Below are 20,569 nucleotides of genomic sequence, written 5' to 3'. Positions count from 1 at the left end.
TGCTTGAGGATAAATAACTGTGTTTTAATCCAAGGAAATACTCCCAATGGCTAAAGTTTATAATCTATGTACTTCAAAAGCTGCCAATCGTAAACGATGAGGATTCGAACCATAGATGTATTAAGGGCATTGACCATGTTTCTTATGATATTTGTAAACGATATTTGGTCTTTGACCGGAATCCCTGATTGGTTAGGCCATACGGCTGCAACTGAGGATGGGATGGGTTTCTCAGACGTTATCTTCCCGTTGTTTTTATTTATTGTAGGTCTTTCTATCCCATTGGCCATCAACGTGCGACTCAAAAAGAAGGATTCAAAGACTGTTATCCTGTTACATATACTAGGTAGAACTATGGCCCTGCTCATTATGGGGTTTTATATGGTAAATAATGGTGTAATTAACGATCAAACCATGCCCATAGATAAAAATATCTGGCAGATTTTAATGGCACTGGGAATTTTTCTGATATGGATGGATTATAAGCGACTGCCTCATTTAAATAGACAAACCATCTGGACACTAAAATCTATAGGTGTACTACTGTTAGCCTATCTGGCTTGGACTTATCAAGGAGGAAATCCTGAAGAGATCACAGGTATGCAAATAAGATGGTGGGGAATCCTGGGTCTTATCGGTTGGGCTTACTTTCTGAATAGTATACTTTTTCTTTATCTGGAGAGAAAAAGCTGGCTCTTGGTCCTTATATTTATAGGGCTTCTGTTTCTAAACATACAAGAGAATAACTATTTCATAAACTTACCTGCTTTTAAATTAATTATAAGCGCCTCCAATCATGCACTTATTATGGCCGGTGTGCTCTGTACCCTACTCTATCTCAAACTTGGTGAGAGTGTCCGCAACCAGAATCAGTTCCTGGTCACTTTATTCCTTTTTGGCATAGTATTTATAGGTTTTGGTTTCATTTTAAGAACTGAGTTTATAATTTCAAAAATCATGGCTACGCCCTCTTGGACATCCCATTGTATCGGAATTAGTTGTATAACCTACGCTAGCCTATTTATCCTAGTGGATAGAATGGGTAAATATGATTGGATAAAACCAATAAAGCCAGCGGGCACCAGTACCTTAACCTGTTACCTCATGCCTTATTTAATTTATCCCGTCATGTTACTATCAGGGTTTCAGTGGCCCAGTATTTTTACGATTGGTGTTTTGGGTATTTTAAAATCCTTAATGTTTTCATTAATGGTTATTTTGATTGTAGGGTTTATGGAAAAACGCAATGTGCGACTTAAAATATGATAAAGAATTATTATTATTCAATCTTTCACATATTTTGATAAACTAACGGAAATTATGCAGCTAAATCATCCCGGTTATGAGAAACCAAATCCATCCTTTTAATTAATAAAAAACTCGCAACTATGCCTTATAAACTTCCTCATTGGCCATTAACACAATTTAACACATAAGGGTGTTATTCCCATAACTTTACTTATATTGAAATATTAATTAATTTAAAAATCCAACAATTATGAAAAAAGCAATTATTTTACTACTTCTGACCGCTTTTAGTACAAGTGTGTTTGCACAAACCCAATGGAAAGTGGATCCGTACCATTCTTCCATTAATTTTAATATCTCACATTCCGGTATTAGTATTGTGAACGGAAAATTCCTAGAATACACCGGAAATTTAACTACCGAAGGAGAAGCACTTAACAATGCGAATTTTGATTTCAATGTTAAAGTTAATAGCGTAAATACAAGTGTAGAAGATAGAGATAACCACTTGAGAAGTGCGGATTTTTTTGATGTGGAAAAATTCCCCAATATGACATTTAAAAGCACAAAAATCGAAGCGACTGCCAACGCGAATGCATATAAACTATACGGGAAATTAACTATAAAAGATGTGACGAAAGATGTGATTTTTGATGTGCACTATGGTGGCACCGTAAAAAATGATAAAGGTGAGAAGTTAGGATTAAAGGCACAAACCACAATCAACAGATTTGATTATAATATTAAATTTGACCCAACTGCGGCGGGAGTTGGAAAAGATGTAGAGATTATTGTTCACTTACAGTTTGCCAAACAATAATAGTTATTCAACCGTATCTTAGAAAAGTACAAAGATCCTGACGAGTGTCAGTAAGCCTTACTACATCAAAAGATTAAAGCTCATTAGCGCTGACTAGATATTAAATTGATATTTTCAAACACCGTAAATGTTGTCCAATAAAACAAGACCTCTTTACGGTGTTTATTGTAATTTCTAAAGCATGAGCAAACCTTTTCTATACACTGGGAAATTTTTCCTAAAAACACTTGTAGAATAACGATAACTATCAACCAAGAACTATGAAAAATTCAGCAAAAGCAGTAGTAGAAAAAATGTTCTCCGCATTTAGCAGCGGAGATATAGAAAAATTCATAGCCACAGTTTCTGACGATACGCTCTGGATTTACCACGGAACACACATTATTCCTGCCGGATCCTTTGAAAAAAAAGAAGGCGTCAAAACGTTTTTTACAACTATTATGGAGAGAACCGAAATCATCAACTTTGAACCTCAGCAATATATTGTAAAAGGGAATATGGTGGTTGTCATTGGCAGAGAACACCAAAGGGTAAAACGATCAGGCAGGGAATTAAAACAAAAATGGGTTCAGATCTACACGGTTGAAAACAATTTGATCACAAAAATGGAAGAATTTGCAGCTTCCGAAGAAGTAAAAAAAGCTAACTGACGTCTGACTATATAACGAGCGGCATTAACTCAAAATATTATTGCACTGTAAATTCTGAAAACCGAACCATTTGCATTCCTATCTACACTTAAAGCCCCTTAATAAGTCTATTTAAATAAAAAATTATTGCAAACAATTTGCATTTATTTTGACCCATGAATGGAGGCCCTATAAGCAATGCCCCACTTTGCCAGTTCATTAATCAGTGGAGATAGTGTTGCACCATATTCTGTAATCGCATAGTTTACAGTTATGGGTTTGGTATCCATAACGGTGCGACTGATCAAATTGTTCATTTCTAAATCTTGAAGTTCCTTGGATAACATTTTACTTCCAATGCCATCAATTTCTCTCAATAAGTCCATAAACCCTAGTTCATTGCCTTCTATGAGTGTCCCTAAAATATGGAATTTCCATTTTCCGGATAAAATGCTCATCGTATCACTGATAGCTTGTCTCCTGATCTGGCAAGCGTGCGTTTCATTGATTACTGCTTTTTTTTTCATGGCTCTCATTATATCATTAACACCAAAACGTTCTGTTAATTTCAAATGCGTTTTAAACATTTTTCATAGTTTCCTTTTGGAAAGTAATTTCTAAAAGGAAATATGTGTCAAATATACACTTATTTTCCGTATATTTGTAATTACCGATAAAAAGTTAAGATACTAAAAATTAGGTAAGTACATATTTTACCGGTTATTTGTAAAGAAAACGAATTAAGAATTAAACAAGAAATCATGAATAACGAAACCTTAAAAAGCAATCCGCTTTTATGTGATATAGAAACTGGAATGTGTGAGACCACTGAAGGACACAAAGAAACTGCAACTAATAATAATGTCCAATCCACTAAAAAATCTGTTAAGCTCATTTATTACACAGACCCTATCTGCTCGTCGTGTTGGGGCATTGAACCACAATTGCGCAAACTAAAATTGGAATATGGTGATGTGATAGAAATGGATTATAGAATGGGCGGCTTATTACCTGATTGGAATTATAATAGTGGCGGCATTGGAAAACCTTCTGACGTAGCAAGTCACTGGGATGAAGTGAGCCTACATTATGATATGCCAATTGATGGAGATCTTTGGTTGGAAGATCCTTTAGACTCGTCCTATCCTCCATCAATTGCGTTTAAGGCAGCGCAAATGCAAGACAATGACAAAGCCATGTTGTTCCTCAGGGAAATGAAGGAAATGATTTTTTTACACAAAAAAAATATTGCGAAATGGGAACATATGGAAGATGCTGCTAAAAAAGTGGGGTTAAATATAGAAAAATTAAAAACTGATTTTGAAACTAGCGCAAAAGCATTGTTTGAAGAAGACTTGAAATTAGGAAGAAAATTAGGTGTAAGAGGATTCCCTACCATATTTTTTGTCGATGAGGCTGGCAATTCTGAAACGGTTTATGGTACCAGACCATATGCTTTCTACGAAATGGCTATTTTAAAATTGAATCCTAACGCTAGGAAAAGTGAATACAGTAAAAATTGGGAAACGCTCTTTAAAACATATCCTACGCTTACCGCGAAAGAATTTTCAGAACTCTCAGGCACTCCAAGAGTTGAAAGTGAAAAACAGTTAAATGAGCTCGTTGAAAAAGGAAACTTAAAAAAACACCCCACTAAAAATGGTTCAATTTGGACCATCGTAAATCCTTAAAACCTGGAGTAGTTTTGTACTGAAAAATACAGACTATTTCAAAATATTATAAGACAGTTAAATAGAAAGTATTAACTTAAAAAGAACTAACTATGAAAATGATGAAAGCAGCGCGCTGGCATGCAGCAAAAGATATAAGAGTAGAAGAAACTGAAATTCCTTCTCCCAAGGAAAATCAAGTCAAGATTGCCGTAAAATTCACTGGAATTTGCGGTTCTGATTTGCACGAATACAATAATGGACCGCAACTAATCCCAGTTGACAAACCCTATCCACTCAATGGCCACCAAGGAACAACAACCCTTGGACACGAATTTTCGGGAGTCGTTGAAGAGGTTGGACAAAACGTAAAAAACATCAAAAAAGGAGACCGAGTGACCGTAGAACCAATTTTTAGAAATCCGGAGAGTCCTTTTATAGTAACTGGAGAATATAATCTTTCAGAACCGCTTGGATTTGTTGGGTTGACGTCTAACGGAGGTTTTGCAAAATATGTGGTGGTAGAAGATTATATGGTTCATAAAATACCAGATTCCATGACTTTTGAGCAAGCTGCCATTGTAGAGCCTTCGGCTGTTGCCGCTTATGCCGTGCAACGAAGTGCAATGAAAATGGGCGACACGGTTTTGATAGCGGGTGCGGGTCCTATTGGGTTGCTCACGGTTCAGGTGGCTGTGGCTACAGGGGCTTCCAAAATTTTTGTTTCTGACCTGTCAGAGAACAGATTGAAAAAAGCTAAAGAAGTTGGCGCCACGCATACGTTTGATGCGAGAGATAAAGATATTCCTAAAAAAATTCAAGAAATGACGGGTCATGGTGTTGATATATTTATTGATGCTGCAGGTGCCCAAGCTTCATTTGACACAGGCATAGACAGCCTTCGCAATGGAGGAACGGCCGTATTGGTTGCTCTATTTGGTAAAGACGTCACTCACGATGCTCTAAATCAAACCTTACGAGAATTGACCATAATAGGAACCGCCGCCTATCGTAACATATTTCCTCAGGTCATTGCTTTAATTAGTAGTGGAAGATTGCCCGTAGAAAAACTTATCACCAGTGTGATTTCGCTGGACAACATTGTAGAAAAAGGTTTTGAGGCCCTTACCAAGGATCCTTCAGAAGTGAAGATATTGGTTGATCTCAATCACAAATAAATAAGAACATAAATTTTAAAACTAGAGGAAATGGCAAAATTAAATTCAATTGGATTAGACATTGCAAAATCCAAAGTACTTGCAGAAAAACTCAATGAGCTCTTAGCGGATTATTCAATATTTTATCAAAATGTTAGAGGCTATCATTGGAACATTAAAGGTGATAAATTTTTTGAATTACACGACAAGTTCCAAGAGCTTTATGAAGATTTATTTATAAAGATTGATGAAGTGGCAGAACGTATTCGGACGCTTGGGCATACCCCAAACCACAAATTTTCTATCTATCAGAAAGAAGCAAAAATCAAAGAAAGCTCTGAAGTAGCTGACGGAATTCAGGATATGAAAGATACGCTTGAATCCTTCAAAATCATAATCATCCTACAAAGGGAAATTCTAGAGTTATCTGCAGATGCAGAAGACGAAGGTACCAATGCCCTGATGAGCGATTATATTCGCGAACAGGAAAAATTGGTTTGGATGTATTCTGCATATCTAAAATAATTAAATTGAATGCGCAATCGTGATTTCATGTTGAGATAAAGATCGTGAAATTGGCAGTGAGAAAAAAACTGCCTATCCATTAGATCTCTAAACGGACTTAGTAAAGTTAGAACATAGGACGATATCATTTGGACCACTATAGTCTTTCTATAAAAAAAGAAGACATCTTGTTCAAAGTTCTTATCGTTCTATGTCACTTTATTCAGATCTCTGATTTGTAGAAGACGTATAACATCATCTTAAAAATTAAACCTATGCAATACTCAGATACAATTTCCGGAATAAAAATTAACATTGAAGCTATAGACATCACCATAGGTGATGCTATAAAAGACACCATCCACAAATGCATTTCACGACTCAGTCGATTTTATGACAAAATAGAATGGGCAGATATCTATTTAGAAGATAAAAAAGATAAAAAAACCCAACAAAAGCAGGTCAGTATCCGTCTAGGCCTACCGGGCAAGGATCCCTTCGCTTCTGAATATGGTGATGATTTTCATGCCTTGTTGACCGATGTGGAAGGTAAACTGAGAAGACAACTGGAAAATCGATAATATTCTTCTCATGCTTGTATAAATTTGGTTTTACTAAATTGTGAGCTTATTCAATCCTTCACTTTCTGCTAAAGCAGTGCCCGAGGCAGGGCGGAAATTGAAGTTTACTATTTTAAAACACAAATTAACCTAAAACTAACTGAGCAATGGAATCTCTGAGAATCATTGAAATTGCCGGAACTGCGGCTTTTAGTATTGCTGGCACATTTGCCGCTATGGAAAAAAAACTCGATGTTTTTGGGGTTTTTATTATTGCATTTATCACCGCTTTGGGAGGCGGAACGTTGCGTGATGTCTTATTGGTGAAGTGCCCGTCAAATGGATGCTCGACCTGAGTTCGGCGGTTGTTGTGTTGATAAGTACCATGGCAGTACTCTTTTTTAAAAGTGTGATCAAAGATTACCATAATTTCGATTCTATCGGACTCGGATTTTTTACGGTGGTTGGTATACAGACCGGTATTGCACTCGACTTAAATCCTATCATTAGTATTTCACTCGGAACCATCACAGCTTGTTTTAGTGGCGTTATAAGAGATGTTTCCTTAAGTAACATTCCGCTTATCTTCCAAAAAGAAATTTATGCCACCACCTGTATTTTTGGAGGCGTCATATTTTTCCTGTTGCTAAAATTGGGTTTACCCAAAATGCCTGTGGAAGTCATTTGTCTGGTGAGTATTGTGCTTTTTCGATTACTCTCGGTAAGATACCATTGGCATTTGCCAACCATTAATAAACCCGAAAAACCATGATAGATCTGACGCTCTCATTCTATCTCATACAGCCATGTAATTATCTCACATTAATCATTGTTCAAAGCTATATCAAAGTTCAATTATGGCAGATTAAAATCCAAATGAACGGTAATAACAACCTCGCAATCTAATGGCTAGAAGAAACTCAAATCGGTGGTATATCGCAAGTATGGGAACACTTCTTCAGCTCGTATTGAGAACTGTTTATGTCGAAAACTTCCAATAACGTCGCTTGGCGAACTCCAAAAGGCCCCAAAGCTTATGGCAATCCCAATTTCCAAATATCCCAATTCTATACCTATAAGTACTGGGAGAGTAACTGCAACACCTACACGGATGGCCCTTGAAAAACTAATACTTTTTAAAAACTGTAGCAGTTCCTTTAAGTTTTCGGAAATAAATTGTGTTACAGTATTCAAGGAAAAATAATTTATAAGCTAAGATAGCAATTATAGCAAAACCGCTTCTTTCTCAATACTAAATAAATCTGAGACCAACGCTTTTACGTCTGTAGGCGCTTTTAGAGTTATATAGCTTATTTATGAATCAAAGTGATTCTTATCGCGATCCGTTGGACAAAACTAAATCCTTAGGAACTAAAATATCAAAGCTGCAGGTCTGCCGTATTCGTACAGTAGATAACGATTTATTTTTCTCACAATCTTTAGGAGGCTTACGTGACATTCGTATCGAGGATTTTAGATGCTAAAGCGACATGCAGTACACCTACAGAATTTTATTTCAGACTAAAGAAAATTTGTAGCGTCCTCTAATAATACAATCTGAAATCAAGCAGTTTACAGAGGTTATAATGCTTTTGAAATAATTGTTCAACCACTTCCTTAAGATCATCATCTTCTTGATACAAACTAAAAAACACACGATCTATAGTATTGGTACTGGAAATGGCGTCAATCTGAGATCCATACCCTGAAATAGCACGCGCTCCAGTAACGTCCAAAAAATACTGCGATTCCTCATCGGTGAGGTCCAAGATTTTTTTGTTGGCAAAATGTATGATTTTACCTTTCATTCTGCCTTCAAAAAGTTCAGCAATTTCCTCAATACTGTAGTAATAATCATTGATGCGGATATTGTTGGCCTCTCCCGGAATAACGAGATATACAATTTCATAATCCTTAAAATTATGATCTTCGTATAACAGGTTGTTCAGGCTTTCTTCCAAACCCTCAATGGTATCGCAGGCCTTATAAATACTTGTGATACCTTGGCGTAAGGCAATGTCTTCTAGACACAAGACTACTTCAGTGCTATGGCTATCATCAACATCTGGAACAGCTTCTAGGCAGAAAATAAATTTTTCATTCTCCATAAAAATTAGGCGCTCTGATTTTTTATAAAGAACAAAACTCTCTCTTTTGATGGGTTTTAGCAAATCATTTCTCAAACATTTATGAGTTTGTGAGCCCACAAAAAATTGTCCTGTTAAAAAGTTAAAAATTCATAAGGTCAAAATGTTTTCTAATTATAGGATTCAGGGGACTCATAATTTATTTTAATGAGGATTCCGTCTTCCATCCAAAAGATGTAAAATTCGTGAGCCATAAGCCGCATTACTTTCAGAATGTGTGGCCTGAATAATTGTAACGCCTTCTTGATTAAGTTCTTTAAAAAGCTGCATGATCTCTTCGCTTTGCTTTGAATTCAGATTCCCGGTGGGTTCATCGGCCAAAATAAGCTTGGGCTTAGTGATCAAGGCACGGGAAATACCTACCAATTGCTGCTGCCCACCACTCAATTGGCTAGGAAACAAATCCTTTTTCCCAACAATATTGAATCGGTCAAGCATATCGGCAACTAAAGCTTTCCGTTCAGAAGATTTTATGTTTTTATAAAGTAAAGGGGTTTCAATATTTTCATAAACGGTCAATTCATCAATGAGATGGTAGGCCTGAAATACAAAACCGATATATTCCTTGTACAGCTTAGAGCGCTCTTTATCCTTCATGGCGTGGACAGGCTGATTCAAAAAATTGTATTCACCTTCCTGAAATCCGTCCAACATGCCAATAACGTTGAGCAAGGTCGATTTCCCGGAACCAGACGGCCCCATTATTGAGATGAACTCGCCCTCCTCTACATTAAAATTCAAATCACTGAGAAGAAAAATGCGCTTTCCACCTTGATTGACCCATTTGAATATGTTGTTTAGTTCTAATAGCATGGTTGTGTTTTTTATTGATTATAACAATTTTTATTGGCATTTTGAGGGCAAGACTACATACTGCTGACTCCTTTTTCACTGCTCTTTTGTTGTGGAGCCCCTCATTAATAAAAAAAAACAAAAGGGTGACTAGGAATCTGATTTTGGTCATTTTTGATCTTTTTTAGAGACCTCACAGGTTATTAAAACCAGTGAGTCCAATAGGTGCCTTGCAATGATTCAGACCTGAATTCTTCCTTTGAGCATTAGAGAGCTTTCTTAATTCTCACACCCCCTATATTTAAACCTTTATTAATTTCGGCATCTCCTTTATATTCCAGAGAAGCTTCACCATAAGATGTGATTTTTATTTTTTTTGAAGCATTGATTTTAAATTCTGCTTCGCCATAGGCCGAGATTTTCGTTTCTTCATTTGAGATCGCTAAGGCATTTACTTTGCTTTCACCATAAGCCGTATATTTTTGACATTGGATAGTTCCTGATTTGATTACCAATTCACTCTCACCATAAATCGTCGTGTGAAGTTTCTTTAGATTGACATCGTTTAGAAATATGTGCGATATTCCATAAATTTTCAAGTCGAATTTATTTCCTTTCAAGACGCTTTTGCACACGAGGGTTTCTTCGCCCCTCACTGAAATCTCGTCCAAGTTCTTATAGGTAATCGTCGCCATAACGACGGTTCCCTTATAAATGGGACGCTTCATTTTCATTCCATTTTCTTGAACTATCTCCTCCTTGGTGGTTTCTTTGGCATCCTCCAGATAAATGCGCAGGGTTTTGCCATTGACCTCAATATTAAGTTTTTCATCACTTACCTTATTACTTTCCACCGTCACGGTTTCCTCATAACCCTGAACTAAAGTCACTTGTATATGCGGACTTATTATCATCTTATCAAAATTGGACACCGCTACTGAATTCTGCGAAACAGCAGCTTCAATACCTGATAAAGTGAGTGTTACTAATATGAAAATTAAACGTATCATAATATTTGATTTTTAGTATTGGTGTTGTTTTTAAGTTCTTTAATAATTGGACTGTAGACTGCCAATTGCACAATTTCTCACTATATCCGAGAAAGCATCCCTCAATCTGGGCTAAGAAGATCATTCCGTGTTCAAACTCTCCACCGGGTTTTTTAAAGCTGCCCGTATCGTGCGAAAGCTTATGGTGCATACCGCAACTACCAAGGCAATCATTCCGGCCGACAAGAACAGCCAAAAACTTAAGTCAATACGATACACATAGTTTTGCAACCATTGTGATGAGGCATACCAAGCAATTGGTGTGGCTATTAAAAACGCAATGCCTACGAGTTTCAAGAAATCTTTGGTCAATAAAACAGTGATGGTTGCCACGCTGGCGCCAACCACTTTCCGTATGCCTATTTCCTTTCTTCTTTGCGTTACGATCAGCAGAGACATGGCGAAGAGACCAATACAGCTCAATAAAATGGCGAGAAGACTTCCACTGCCGATCATCGTGGTCATGGTGCGTTCATTCCGGAGGGTTCTTTCAATGTTTTCATTTAAAAAAGAGCCTTGAAACTCTGCATTAGGTTCAATAGACGCCCAAGCTGCTTTCACATCAGTATAGGATTGTTCTAGATTCTGTGATGACACTTTTACATACACGTTTCTTAAATTCGAATCCGGAAAAGCAAAAAGCGTCATTGGCGCAATGGATTGGTCGAGTTCCTGAAAATTAAAATCCTTTAGCACACCCACAACAGAATAGGCCACGGAATCGTCCAAAATAACCCTGGAACCTAAAATTTCCTTTTCATTCAGCTGTTTTGCCATCGACTCGTTGATGATAATGGACAAACTATCACTGGCCAAATTTTTATGAAACGAACGTCCTTTTATCAAATCAAGGTCCAAGGTCTCCACATAATCGGCATCCACAACCACCATGTGGGTTGACACCCCGCGACCCTTGTAGTCAAAACCAAGCACGCTAGTAGCGCGTGTACCATCCTTGCCAAGACCCAAAATATTGTTTGAAGCCGTAATACTAATGATGTTTGGCTTGTTTTGAAGTGCGTCACGCATCAATTGTATCGCTTGTTGGTCATTACGTTTTCCATTGAGCGGAAAGGCGATGACCTGCTCCTTGTTAAAGCCCAAATCCCTAGTTCCCATAAATTCCACTTGTTGCCAGAGTACCAGCGTTCCGCTGATCAAGAGGATGGCAATACCAAATTGCAACACCATCAAACTGTTGCGCAACCGGTTTTTTCCGCTGTTCTCCAGTTTACCCTTTAAACTTTGTAAAGTTCCCAAGCGACTCATTAATAAAGCGGGATAGCCACCGGCGAGAAGCGTTATTAAAACCACGGTCAAAAAAACGCCTATCAACACCGAAGGCTCTGCCAAACTCGCAAAGGACGCTTTCGTTCTAAACAAGGTTTGAAAAGGCTTTAAAAGCAAAATCGCCGTTAAAACCCCCAAACCAAAGGCCATCAAAAACACCAAAATACTCTCCCCCCAAAACTGAAAGAACAATTGGCGCATATTCGCACCCAATGTTTTGCGCATTCCAATTTCGCGCAAACGATGCGCACTTTTGGCAATGCTCATATTGATGAAATTGACGCAGGCGATAAACAGGATGAGCAAGGCAATCCCTAAAACCAAAAAGGGCATGGTTTGGTCAATGCTTACAGGGCCTTGATTAAAGTTTGCAAATCGGAGATCGAATACCGAGACCAATTTTTGCTGACGAAAATGACCGCTGGCATCGGGTTGAGCACCGTCACGCTTGGCACTCTCTATTTCGTCCTTATAATGTAGATTGGTAAAAGCGACGGTGTTATTCTCAAATTGTACAGGCGTCATGCCCTTGGCCAATTGCATATACACCTCATGGTTTTCCATATCCCATCGCCCAATGGTTTCTGCATAGGAATCTCTCGGTTGGCTTTTAAAATTCAAGACCGCATCAAATCCCAAAGAACTGGTTTCTGGAAAATCCTCCACAATGGCATTGACCGTAAACGGAACCTCTTCTCCATCCCTCAAAATGGTGACCGTTTTGCCGATGGCATTTTCAGATCCAAAAATAAGCTTGGCAGTTTTTTCCGTGATGGCGATGGAAGTTTCCGAAGTAATCGGGTTTTTATTATCGCCACTAATAATTGGAAAGCTAAACATCTCGAAAAAATCGGGATCCACGTAAGCACCTGTCATTTGGAATTGTTTTCCAGCAGAGGAGATCAAAATTCCCCTCCCGTTAAATCGGGTAATCTTCTCAACCCCGGGCACCTCTTGTTGGAGCGCAGCTGCAAAAGGCTCCGATTTTGAGATATTGGCATCAACACCATCGGGGTCTTGGTCTTCGGAATATACCTGATAAAGTTGATCGCCATTTTTATGGAAACGGTCAAAAGACAGTTGAAACACCCCAAACATGCCCAGCAAGATGGCCACGCCAAAGGCTGCGGTAAGTCCGACAATGTTGAGCGCTGTAAACGTCCGATCTTTCCAAAGGTTGCGGAATGCGATTTTAAAATAATTTCTGATCATAATTTTATATTTCTAAGACCTCACAGGTTTTTGAAACCTGTGAGGTCTAATTAACGTTACTCTGTTCTCAAACTCTTCACCGGGTTTGCCATCGCTGCTTTTATGGCTTGAAAACTTACTGTTATAACTGTCAGCAGCAAAACGCCCAAACCGGCAATAAAAAATAGTCCTGCGGATATCTCTGTTCGATATGAGAATTTCTCAATCCATTCGCTCATAAAATAATAGGCGACAGGTGTAGCAATAAGAAGTGCGATTGCCACTAAGAGAATAAAATCTTTAGATAATAAAATCCATAAATTGGAGACACTTGCTCCAAGTACTTTCCGCACCCCAATTTCTTTGGTTCGTTGTTCTGCAACAAAAGCCGCTAATCCAAACAGACCGAGACAACTGATCACAATAGCTAAAACCGTAAAGACCCCAGCAAGGCTAGCAATCCGTTCTTCGGCCACAAAAGTCTGTGCGTATTCTTCATCTACAAAATCATATCTAAAAGGGAGGTTCGGGAAATTATCCTTAAATACTTTTTCAATGCGTATTAGATTTTTACTAGTACTGTTTTCTGAATTTAGTTTCAAATAATAGAAACCGCCAGTGCCACGACCAAATTGATACATCTGTGGCGACACTGGGTCATAAGCAGACTCATTGATCACGTCTTCTACAACGCCCACAATCTGCATTGGGACTTGTTGCGGGCCTGGATGACTGTGTCGAATGTACTTGCCTATTATAGGGTTTTGAATGCCCATATATTCGACAGCCGCTTTGTTTAAAACCACAGCATTTGAATCGGTCGCAAAATCCCGAGAAAATGAACGCCCTTCTATTATTTTCATTCCTACGGTATTTATATAATCAAAAGAAACTGCCATTAGGGCAAAATTTTCTTGAAAATCAGCAGGCTTCCCTTCCCAATCATAACCCGATGCATAATTCCATACGCTAGTAGTTGGACTCGTCCCCCACCCCATTTCAGTGACAGCACCAGAAGCCATAAACTCATTACGAATAAGTTCATATTTTCCTGAGAAGTTTTTGCTTGAAGATGGTATTTGAATCAAATGCGCACTTTCAATTCCCACAGGTCTATCTTTACTATAGGCAATTTGGTTCTTTACTATTAGGGTTCCGATGATTAGTGCAATAGAAACTGTAAATTGAGCTACCACGAGTATTTTTCTAGGAACTGCTGCAAATGTGCCCAACCTGAAAGTACCTTTCAATACTTTGATGGGTTTAAAAGACGACAAGTATAATGCAGGATAACTGCCAGAAATTAACGCTGTGACACCAATAAAAATGACCGAGATCATCCAAAAAAGGACATTTGACCAAGGAAACACAACATCTTTCCCTGCGATGGAATTGAATGCAGGCAGTGATACTATCACCAACCCAATAGCGATGACAAATGCGAATAAAACAACCAAAAACGATTCACTCAAAAATTGATATATCAACTGTATTCGAGTGGAGCCGATGGATTTCCTAATCCCTACTTCAAGCGCACGTTTTTCTGATCTTGCAGTGCTAAGATTCATAAAATTAATACTGGCGAGAATTAATACAAACCAACCGATAATTCCAAAAAGCCAGATGTTTTCAATACGTCCTCCAACCTGTTGTCCGTTTTCAAAATTAGAGTGCAAATACCACTTTACCATTGGGAAGACAAACAATTCCGAGTTAAAGGAATCCCCACCAGAACGATTGTCTTTCTTTACGTTCTTAATTCGAGCATTTAAAGCTGCCAAGTCGGCGTTTTTTGATAGTTTCACATAAATGAAAAAGGGATTATAAGTCCAATTAGAATCCTGATTTTCAAGCCATCCCCATTGTGTAGACATCCAATGTTTAAATGGCATTATAAAGTGCAGATCACTAAAGCTATTATTGGTGCTAATATCCTTATAAACCCCAGTAACCATCATAGGATATTCATTATTTGACACCACAGATTTTCCTATGGCGGATAAATTTCCAAAAAGTTTTTTCGCTGTCGTTTCAGATAAAAGAATGGCGTTGCTATCTTTGAGCCCTTTCCTTGATCCTTCAATCATTTCCAACTCCAATAACTCTGGACCGTCAATTTGCATAAATCGTCCGTTAGTCGCGAAGACTTTGTCACCAACACTTAAGTAACGTTCGTCACTTCGTGATGACATAACTACCAATTCAAAAACATCATCAAAGTTTTCTCGCAATTGAAATTCCAAAGCCAATGGTAAACCTTCATTAGTTTCGATTGTGCCATTGATGGTGTTATTTTGCATGACTTGTGCTATCTGATCGCTATTTTTAAAATGGGAATTATAATTGAACTCATCCACAATCCATAAGCCGATAATCATAGTCACCGCAAGGCCAAGTGCTAATCCGAAAATATTTATAAACGAATACACTTTGTTTTTTTTAAAGTTCCGCCACGCGATTTTAAAATAATTTCTGATCATAATTTTATATTTTCTAAGACCTCACAGGTTTTTGAAACCTGTGAGGTCTATTTAACGTTACTCTGTTCTCAAACTTTTTACCGGATTGGCGACCGCAGCTTTTATGGCTTGAAAACTAACGGTCAGCAATGCAATCAACAGGGCAGCAAGCCCTGCAAAAACAAAAACCCACCAGGTTATCTCCGTCCGATACGCAAAATCCAATAACCATTTGTGCATTAGCCAATACGCAACTGGAGCCGCGATGACAAACGCCACCAAAACCAATTTCAAAAAATCCTTGGACAATAATTGAGTGATGCCAGTAACTGTGGCACCTAACACCTTCCGTACCCCAATTTCCTTTCGGCGTTGCTCTGCTGTAAATGCTGCCAATCCAAACAGACCCAAACAGGCGATAAAAATGGCGAGGGCTGAAAAAATAGTCGCCGTACGCGCTGTCCTTTCCTCAGATGCATATAACTGCGCCACATGTCGGTCCAAAAACTGATAATCAAACGCTGTGTTTGGTAAGGCTTCGTTGAAAGTTGACTGCAATTGCTCCATAAATTGAGACAGATTTTGTGAGTTATAGCGCACTAAAAGGGTGCGAATCCCTTCTGGAGCCCTGCGCGATTTATAGTACATATAACCACCAATATCTTCCTTAAGCGAATTAAAATTGAAATTCTCCACCACGCCGGTGATTAGGGCTCTCGGGCCCAATTCAGTATGGATTATTTTCCCAATGGCTTCGTCAGGGGTCTGATAGCCCAAATAATTAAGGATTTTCTCATTGATCAAGGTATAAATAATGGAATCCCCCTCGGTAATTGTCTCTGGAAGTTCAGTCCCAGCCAGAACATTTAGCTTTAGGGTTTGAACAATATTCCCATCCGTACGGCAACTGGCTATGGGCATTCCTGTATTGTCCGTAGCCAATTTGAGCACCGCCCGTCCACTCTCATTGGCGCCGGGCATGGATTGTACGGCAGAAACACTTTCCACCGCCACCTGTCGTTCCAAACTTTTAATCAAACTTTGAATTTGTTGCCCAGTTTCAGCAGAGCTGACCGAAACCGCAACGATTCCGCTAGGGTCATAACCCAAATTTTTATTTTTTATGAAGGACATCTGCTGAAGGATAACCGTCACCGCAATGATCAAGACAATAGAAGCAGCGAATTGAAAGACTACCAATCCTTTGCGCACCAACTCAGAAGCCGCACCTTTTGTCTTAGATTTATTCACCAAAATAAGCGGAGAGATACTCGACATTGAGATTGCTGGGTAACTACCTGCAATGAGCGTGACCAGAATCCAGATAATTAATAATCCGATTAAAATTGGTGCGGCTAATAGATCTTGATACCCGAGTTCATTCCCCGTAATACTTCTAAACAATGGGAGTATCAAAAAAGAAATAGCATACCCGATCACAATGGATAAAAACACCATAATTCCGGTTTCGACATAAAACAAGGATAGCATATGGCGTCTGCTGGCGCCCAAAACCTTATTCATTCCAATACTCTTTGCCCGTTTTCGAGAATTAGCGGTGGCAAGGTTCATATAGTTGATACAGGCTATAAAAAGTACTAGCAAAGACAAGAAAAGGAGGCTTTTAATGGTCGTGATGCTCCCCAATTTTGTTGAATACCCTTCTCTGACCTCCGCCGAATACAAATGGATTTTTGTGAGCGGCTGCAGCAAGAATTTCGTAAAATATTGGTCTTCTTTATCCACATATTTATCGATTAAAGCGGAGGCTTGATTCTCAATTTCGGGAATATTCGCATTAGGCTCAAGTTGGACAAAGGTTTCATAGCTGGCATTGCTCCAGTACACATTGGTGCCCATCCAGGAGTCCATAATATTATAGACCATATTAAAGTCCATCACGCTGATTTTGGGTAAATCGGCATAAATTCCTGAAACTTCCAAAGTGTCATGATTATTTACGGTTATAAGTTGCCCCATTGCTTCTTGGTTACCAAACAGACGTTTTTTGGTGGTCTGCGAAAGCACAACCGACTTAGGTTTTGAAAAAGCAGTTTCAACATTTCCTTGAAGAAATTCAAAATCAAACATTTTAAAAACCGAAGAATCTGCCAAATAGAGGTTGTTTTCAGTAAAATTCTTATCGCCGATCTTTAAGGATGCCGTAGCGCCAAAATCATCTTTAATGAGTCGCGCCATTCTTTTTATCTGAGGAATGTCCTGCTCCAATGCCGGGCCAACAGCGTTAGGCATGGTCGCCCAGGTTTCAAAATTGTATTCTTCTGAAGTTTCCATATTTACCCTATAAATGTCATCAGAATTAGAATACATCTTATCAAAACTAAGCTCTGTATTCACAAAGGAAAACAAGATAATGCACACACAAATACCAATGGCCAACCCCGCGATATTTAATACGGTGAAGAGTTTGTTCGCGCGAATGTTCCGCCACGCGATTTTAAAATAATTTCTGATCATAATTTTATATTTTCTAAGACCTCACAGGTTTTTGAAACCTGTGAGGTCTGATTAACGTTATTCGGTTCGTAAACTTTTTACCGGATTCGCAACCGCTGCTTTTATGGCTTGAAAGCTCACGGTCAAAAGCGTTATAATCAACGCCGCAGCTCCTGCAATCACAAACACCCACCATTCGATGGCAATTCGGTATGGGAAATCCTCCAACCAGTTTTGCATAACGATATAGGCCAATGGTGTCGCAATGATAAAAGCAATACCTACCAACCTTAAAAAATCCTTGGTTAATAGCCGGACTACATTTTGCACACTTGCACCCAAGACTTTACGGATGCCAATCTCCTTTTTCTTCTGCTCTGCCACGAAAGAAATCAGACCGAACAATCCTAAGCAACTAATCAATATGGCCAAAGACGTAAACACCACCGATATTTTGCCCAAGCGTTTTTCTTCCGCATATAATTTCTCGACTTCCTTATCCACAAAAGTGAACACAAACGGCGTGTTGGGATTTATGGTTTTCCAAGCGCTTTCAAGGTTATTAAGAAGAGCCTCGAAATTTTGGGTGTCTGCTTTGAGCAGCACCCAATCGGGTTCGGTTTCGTTGTAGAGCAACATGGGCTCTATTTTATCCTTTAAACTTCCAAAATTAAAATCGGCCGTCACCCCTACAATCTCGAATTCATCGGTTTCGCCACCATTGGAGTTCACAAGCTTTGAACCAACAGACTTTTCCAAAGAAATATTGAAAGCATCAAGCGTTGCCTTGTTGACCAAAATCTGATTACCATCATTAGAGCGTAAGGTGCGACCAACAAGCAGCGCAGTTTCGACCGTTTCGAGGTATTCTGGTGTCACCCCATTATAATGCACGATGGTGCGATCGGCCAAGTTTCCTCCCGGAAGGATCAACCCCATATCACCCATGATAAATGCCGACGGATAATAATTGGTACCCGCAACTTTACTAATCCCATTTATCGTTTGGAAGTTGGATTGAATGGCACCGAAGTTCTCGGAAAGATCTTGTGTTCCCAACCGGATCGCAATCAGATTCTCTTTATCAAAACCCATATCCATCTGTTGGGCATAGTTTACCTGTTGGGTGATGATGATGACTGTAGAAATCAAGCCGATAGAAACCACAAACTGAAACACCACCAATGCTTTTCGCAAATAACCATTCCCCAAATTAAGATTTACGGACGCTTTTAAAACTTTTACAGGTTTAATGGCTGACAAAATAAGCGCAGGATACAGGCCAGCAATAAGCCCCGTCGTGACCCCCAAAACCAAGAGTGCTATTAAAAGTCGCCAATCGAAGAGATTGACATAACCGATGTCACCTTGGGTCAAGGTATTTACGTAAGGTAATGCCAGCGCGGTTAGTGGAATGCTGAGCACCGAAGCGACAAGTGACAGCAGCACGGACTCTCCTAAAAACTGCCGTACCAAATCCTTCCTATCTGCACCGATGGCTTTACGCACCCCAATTTCCTTAGCCCGCTTATTGGCGTGGGCCGTACTGAGATTGATAAAATTGATACAGGCCACCAATTGGATGAACAGGGCCAAAAGAAGCAACATATACAAATAGTTAATGTCCGAAACGCTCCCAATCTGAAATCTGACATCTTTTGAATACAGATGAATATCCGTGATTTTTTGCAAGGATAATATTTTGTGGAAACCAACCTCAGCAAAGTCCTTCGCTCCATGTCGTTCTAAAAATCCCGGAAGTTTTGCTTCCACACGGGATGCTTTTGTTCCCGTCTTTAATTTGACATAACTTTTAGCGAAATTTTCCGTAGCAAAATTAGTGACGGACAATACCTGTTGGCCTAATCCACCGGAATCCATAGTCAAAATATAGTTGGGATTTAAGTGCGATTTTCCAAAACCATCCTTAAAAACACCTTTTATGTTAAGCGTCTGTTCTGCCGCCCCACTTCCCAGGATCAAAGTTTTGTTCAAGGCATTTTTTGATCCGAAGAGTTTTTTGGCCAAGGTTTCAGAAAGCACGATTGAATTTGGTGCTGTTAGAGCACCTTTTGAAGTGCCTTCAACAAAAGGGTAATCGAATACTTTGAAGAATGTAGAATCTGCCAGGTAACCTCGGGATTCATAATAGGCTTGATCCGTTTCTGGATTTCTTAAAAGTCCGTCGTTACCGGCGCCAAAATATACAACTCTACAGGCCTCAACGACTTCCGGGAAATCGGCTTTCATCGCCATAGCAATGGGTGGCGATGACCCTGCGGACGTCTCGCCATTAGCGTGCTCTGTGATGACCGTATTAATTCTATAAATGGATTCCGAATCTGAGAATTGTTCTTCATACCCAAATTGGGCGATCACATAGATAAGGATGCTCAAACAGCACACCGTACCCACGGTTAAGCCCAATAGGTTGATAATTGTCTGAAGTTTATTCTTCTGAAGACTTCGCCAAGCGATTTTTATATAATTTCTGATCATAATTTTATGTTTTAAAGACTTCACAATTAGATTGCTTCGCGCCTCGCAATGACCCAGTTCTGAATTTTTTATTTATAATACCGTCCGAGTAAGCGTT

The 20,569-nt window shown here is 39.0% G+C and carries 18 protein-coding genes; 9 read left to right on the top strand and 9 right to left on the bottom strand.

The features are described from left to right. The first annotated feature begins 96 nt into the window (after positions 1–96). The 3 genes from G525_RS0112845 (at position 97) to G525_RS0112835 (ending at position 2,718) form a co-directional block, all read left to right on the top strand. The gene (locus tag G525_RS0112845; RefSeq protein ID WP_027126527.1) at positions 97–1,266 is read left to right on the top strand and encodes a DUF5009 domain-containing protein; all 1,170 of its coding nucleotides are present in this window, start codon (positions 97–99) and stop codon (positions 1,264–1,266) included. A 232-nt stretch (positions 1,267–1,498) separates the two neighbouring features. Next, positions 1,499–2,068, top strand: coding sequence for a YceI family protein (locus G525_RS0112840; protein ID WP_027126526.1), 570 nt, complete (start codon positions 1,499–1,501; stop codon positions 2,066–2,068). A gap of 260 nt (positions 2,069–2,328) precedes the next feature. Further along, positions 2,329–2,718, top strand: a complete 390-nt coding sequence (locus tag G525_RS0112835) for a nuclear transport factor 2 family protein (RefSeq protein WP_027126525.1) — start codon at positions 2,329–2,331, stop codon at positions 2,716–2,718. A 143-nt stretch (positions 2,719–2,861) separates the two neighbouring features. Here the strand turns inward: G525_RS0112835 and G525_RS0112830 are convergent, their stop codons facing one another. Continuing rightward, the gene (locus G525_RS0112830; RefSeq protein ID WP_425402521.1) at positions 2,862–3,284 is read right to left on the bottom strand and encodes a winged helix-turn-helix transcriptional regulator; all 423 of its coding nucleotides are present in this window, start codon (positions 3,282–3,284) and stop codon (positions 2,862–2,864) included. Between the two features lie 174 nt (positions 3,285–3,458). Between G525_RS0112830 and G525_RS0112825 the strand changes: the two genes are divergently transcribed. The 6 genes from G525_RS0112825 (at position 3,459) to G525_RS20975 (ending at position 7,360) form a co-directional block, all read left to right on the top strand. Beyond that, on the top strand, positions 3,459–4,388 hold the full coding sequence (locus G525_RS0112825) for a DsbA family protein (RefSeq protein ID WP_027126523.1): 930 nt from the start codon (positions 3,459–3,461) through the stop codon (positions 4,386–4,388). 92 nt (positions 4,389–4,480) lie between these two features. Next, positions 4,481–5,545, top strand: coding sequence for a 2,3-butanediol dehydrogenase (locus G525_RS0112820; protein ID WP_027126522.1), 1,065 nt, complete (start codon positions 4,481–4,483; stop codon positions 5,543–5,545). Positions 5,546–5,575: 30 nt separating this feature from the next. Continuing rightward, on the top strand, positions 5,576–6,049 hold the full coding sequence (locus G525_RS0112815; RefSeq protein ID WP_027126521.1) for a Dps family protein: 474 nt from the start codon (positions 5,576–5,578) through the stop codon (positions 6,047–6,049). A gap of 254 nt (positions 6,050–6,303) precedes the next feature. Then, entirely contained in the window at positions 6,304–6,609 is a 306-nt protein-coding gene (gene hpf / locus G525_RS0112810) for a ribosome hibernation-promoting factor, HPF/YfiA family (protein WP_027126520.1), read from the top strand. 146 nt (positions 6,610–6,755) lie between these two features. Next, complete coding sequence (locus G525_RS22860) at positions 6,756–6,944, top strand: trimeric intracellular cation channel family protein (protein WP_342662765.1); 189 nt, start codon at positions 6,756–6,758, stop codon at positions 6,942–6,944. Then, the gene (locus G525_RS20975) at positions 6,932–7,360 is read left to right on the top strand and encodes a trimeric intracellular cation channel family protein (protein WP_342662764.1); all 429 of its coding nucleotides are present in this window, start codon (positions 6,932–6,934) and stop codon (positions 7,358–7,360) included. The genes G525_RS22860 and G525_RS20975 overlap by 13 nt, the downstream gene beginning before the upstream one ends. A gap of 137 nt (positions 7,361–7,497) precedes the next feature. On the opposite strand, the gene G525_RS0112800 is transcribed toward G525_RS20975, so the two are convergent. From G525_RS0112800 to G525_RS0112765, 8 genes are all read right to left on the bottom strand, one after another. After that, positions 7,498–7,782, bottom strand: coding sequence for a hypothetical protein (locus tag G525_RS0112800; protein WP_027126519.1), 285 nt, complete (start codon positions 7,780–7,782; stop codon positions 7,498–7,500). Between the two features lie 350 nt (positions 7,783–8,132). Continuing rightward, positions 8,133–8,696: a DUF6642 family protein gene (locus G525_RS0112795; RefSeq protein ID WP_027126518.1), complete on the bottom strand. Its 564-nt coding sequence runs from the start codon at positions 8,694–8,696 to the stop codon at positions 8,133–8,135. Between the two features lie 183 nt (positions 8,697–8,879). Next, positions 8,880–9,548 carry an ABC transporter ATP-binding protein gene (locus G525_RS0112790; RefSeq protein ID WP_035479646.1) on the bottom strand — a complete coding sequence of 223 codons (669 nt, stop codon included), beginning with the start codon at positions 9,546–9,548 and terminating at the stop codon, positions 8,880–8,882. A 245-nt stretch (positions 9,549–9,793) separates the two neighbouring features. After that, complete coding sequence (locus G525_RS0112785; RefSeq protein WP_027126516.1) at positions 9,794–10,537, bottom strand: head GIN domain-containing protein; 744 nt, start codon at positions 10,535–10,537, stop codon at positions 9,794–9,796. Positions 10,538–10,657: 120 nt separating this feature from the next. Next, positions 10,658–13,078 carry an ABC transporter permease gene (locus G525_RS0112780; RefSeq protein ID WP_027126515.1) on the bottom strand — a complete coding sequence of 807 codons (2,421 nt, stop codon included), beginning with the start codon at positions 13,076–13,078 and terminating at the stop codon, positions 10,658–10,660. 56 nt (positions 13,079–13,134) lie between these two features. Next, on the bottom strand, positions 13,135–15,537 hold the full coding sequence (locus G525_RS0112775) for an ABC transporter permease (protein WP_027126514.1): 2,403 nt from the start codon (positions 15,535–15,537) through the stop codon (positions 13,135–13,137). Between the two features lie 57 nt (positions 15,538–15,594). Beyond that, positions 15,595–17,994 carry an ABC transporter permease gene (locus G525_RS0112770; RefSeq protein WP_027126513.1) on the bottom strand — a complete coding sequence of 800 codons (2,400 nt, stop codon included), beginning with the start codon at positions 17,992–17,994 and terminating at the stop codon, positions 15,595–15,597. A 57-nt stretch (positions 17,995–18,051) separates the two neighbouring features. Next, positions 18,052–20,472, bottom strand: a complete 2,421-nt coding sequence (locus G525_RS0112765) for an ABC transporter permease (protein WP_027126512.1) — start codon at positions 20,470–20,472, stop codon at positions 18,052–18,054. Positions 20,473–20,569: the final 97 nt, after the last annotated feature.

Source organism: Gelidibacter mesophilus DSM 14095, from assembly GCF_000423005.1.
GTDB classification, from domain to species: Bacteria; Bacteroidota; Bacteroidia; order Flavobacteriales; family Flavobacteriaceae; genus Gelidibacter; species Gelidibacter mesophilus.
Note: the sequence above shows the minus strand (reverse complement) of the source record. Positions and strands in the feature narration are given on the sequence as shown.

Coding starts and splice junctions, on each gene's coding strand:
- G525_RS0112840 (WP_027126526.1), top strand. CDS start 1,499: ATGAAAAAAGCAATTATTTTACTACTTCTGACCGCTTTTAGTACAAGT.
- G525_RS0112825 (WP_027126523.1), top strand. CDS start 3,459: ATGAATAACGAAACCTTAAAAAGCAATCCGCTTTTATGTGATATAGAA.
- G525_RS0112815 (WP_027126521.1), top strand. CDS start 5,576: ATGGCAAAATTAAATTCAATTGGATTAGACATTGCAAAATCCAAAGTA.
- hpf (WP_027126520.1), top strand. CDS start 6,304: ATGCAATACTCAGATACAATTTCCGGAATAAAAATTAACATTGAAGCT.
- G525_RS22860 (WP_342662765.1), top strand. CDS start 6,756: ATGGAATCTCTGAGAATCATTGAAATTGCCGGAACTGCGGCTTTTAGT.
- G525_RS0112770 (WP_027126513.1), bottom strand. CDS start 17,994: ATGATCAGAAATTATTTTAAAATCGCGTGGCGGAACATTCGCGCGAAC.
- G525_RS20975 (WP_342662764.1), top strand. CDS start 6,932: ATGCTCGACCTGAGTTCGGCGGTTGTTGTGTTGATAAGTACCATGGCA.
- G525_RS0112795 (WP_027126518.1), bottom strand. CDS start 8,696: ATGGAGAATGAAAAATTTATTTTCTGCCTAGAAGCTGTTCCAGATGTT.
- G525_RS0112820 (WP_027126522.1), top strand. CDS start 4,481: ATGAAAATGATGAAAGCAGCGCGCTGGCATGCAGCAAAAGATATAAGA.
- G525_RS0112790 (WP_035479646.1), bottom strand. CDS start 9,548: ATGCTATTAGAACTAAACAACATATTCAAATGGGTCAATCAAGGTGGA.
- G525_RS0112775 (WP_027126514.1), bottom strand. CDS start 15,537: ATGATCAGAAATTATTTTAAAATCGCGTGGCGGAACTTTAAAAAAAAC.
- G525_RS0112830 (WP_425402521.1), bottom strand. CDS start 3,284: ATGTTTAAAACGCATTTGAAATTAACAGAACGTTTTGGTGTTAATGAT.
- G525_RS0112765 (WP_027126512.1), bottom strand. CDS start 20,472: ATGATCAGAAATTATATAAAAATCGCTTGGCGAAGTCTTCAGAAGAAT.
- G525_RS0112780 (WP_027126515.1), bottom strand. CDS start 13,078: ATGATCAGAAATTATTTTAAAATCGCATTCCGCAACCTTTGGAAAGAT.
- G525_RS0112845 (WP_027126527.1), top strand. CDS start 97: ATGAGGATTCGAACCATAGATGTATTAAGGGCATTGACCATGTTTCTT.
- G525_RS0112835 (WP_027126525.1), top strand. CDS start 2,329: ATGAAAAATTCAGCAAAAGCAGTAGTAGAAAAAATGTTCTCCGCATTT.
- G525_RS0112785 (WP_027126516.1), bottom strand. CDS start 10,537: ATGATACGTTTAATTTTCATATTAGTAACACTCACTTTATCAGGTATT.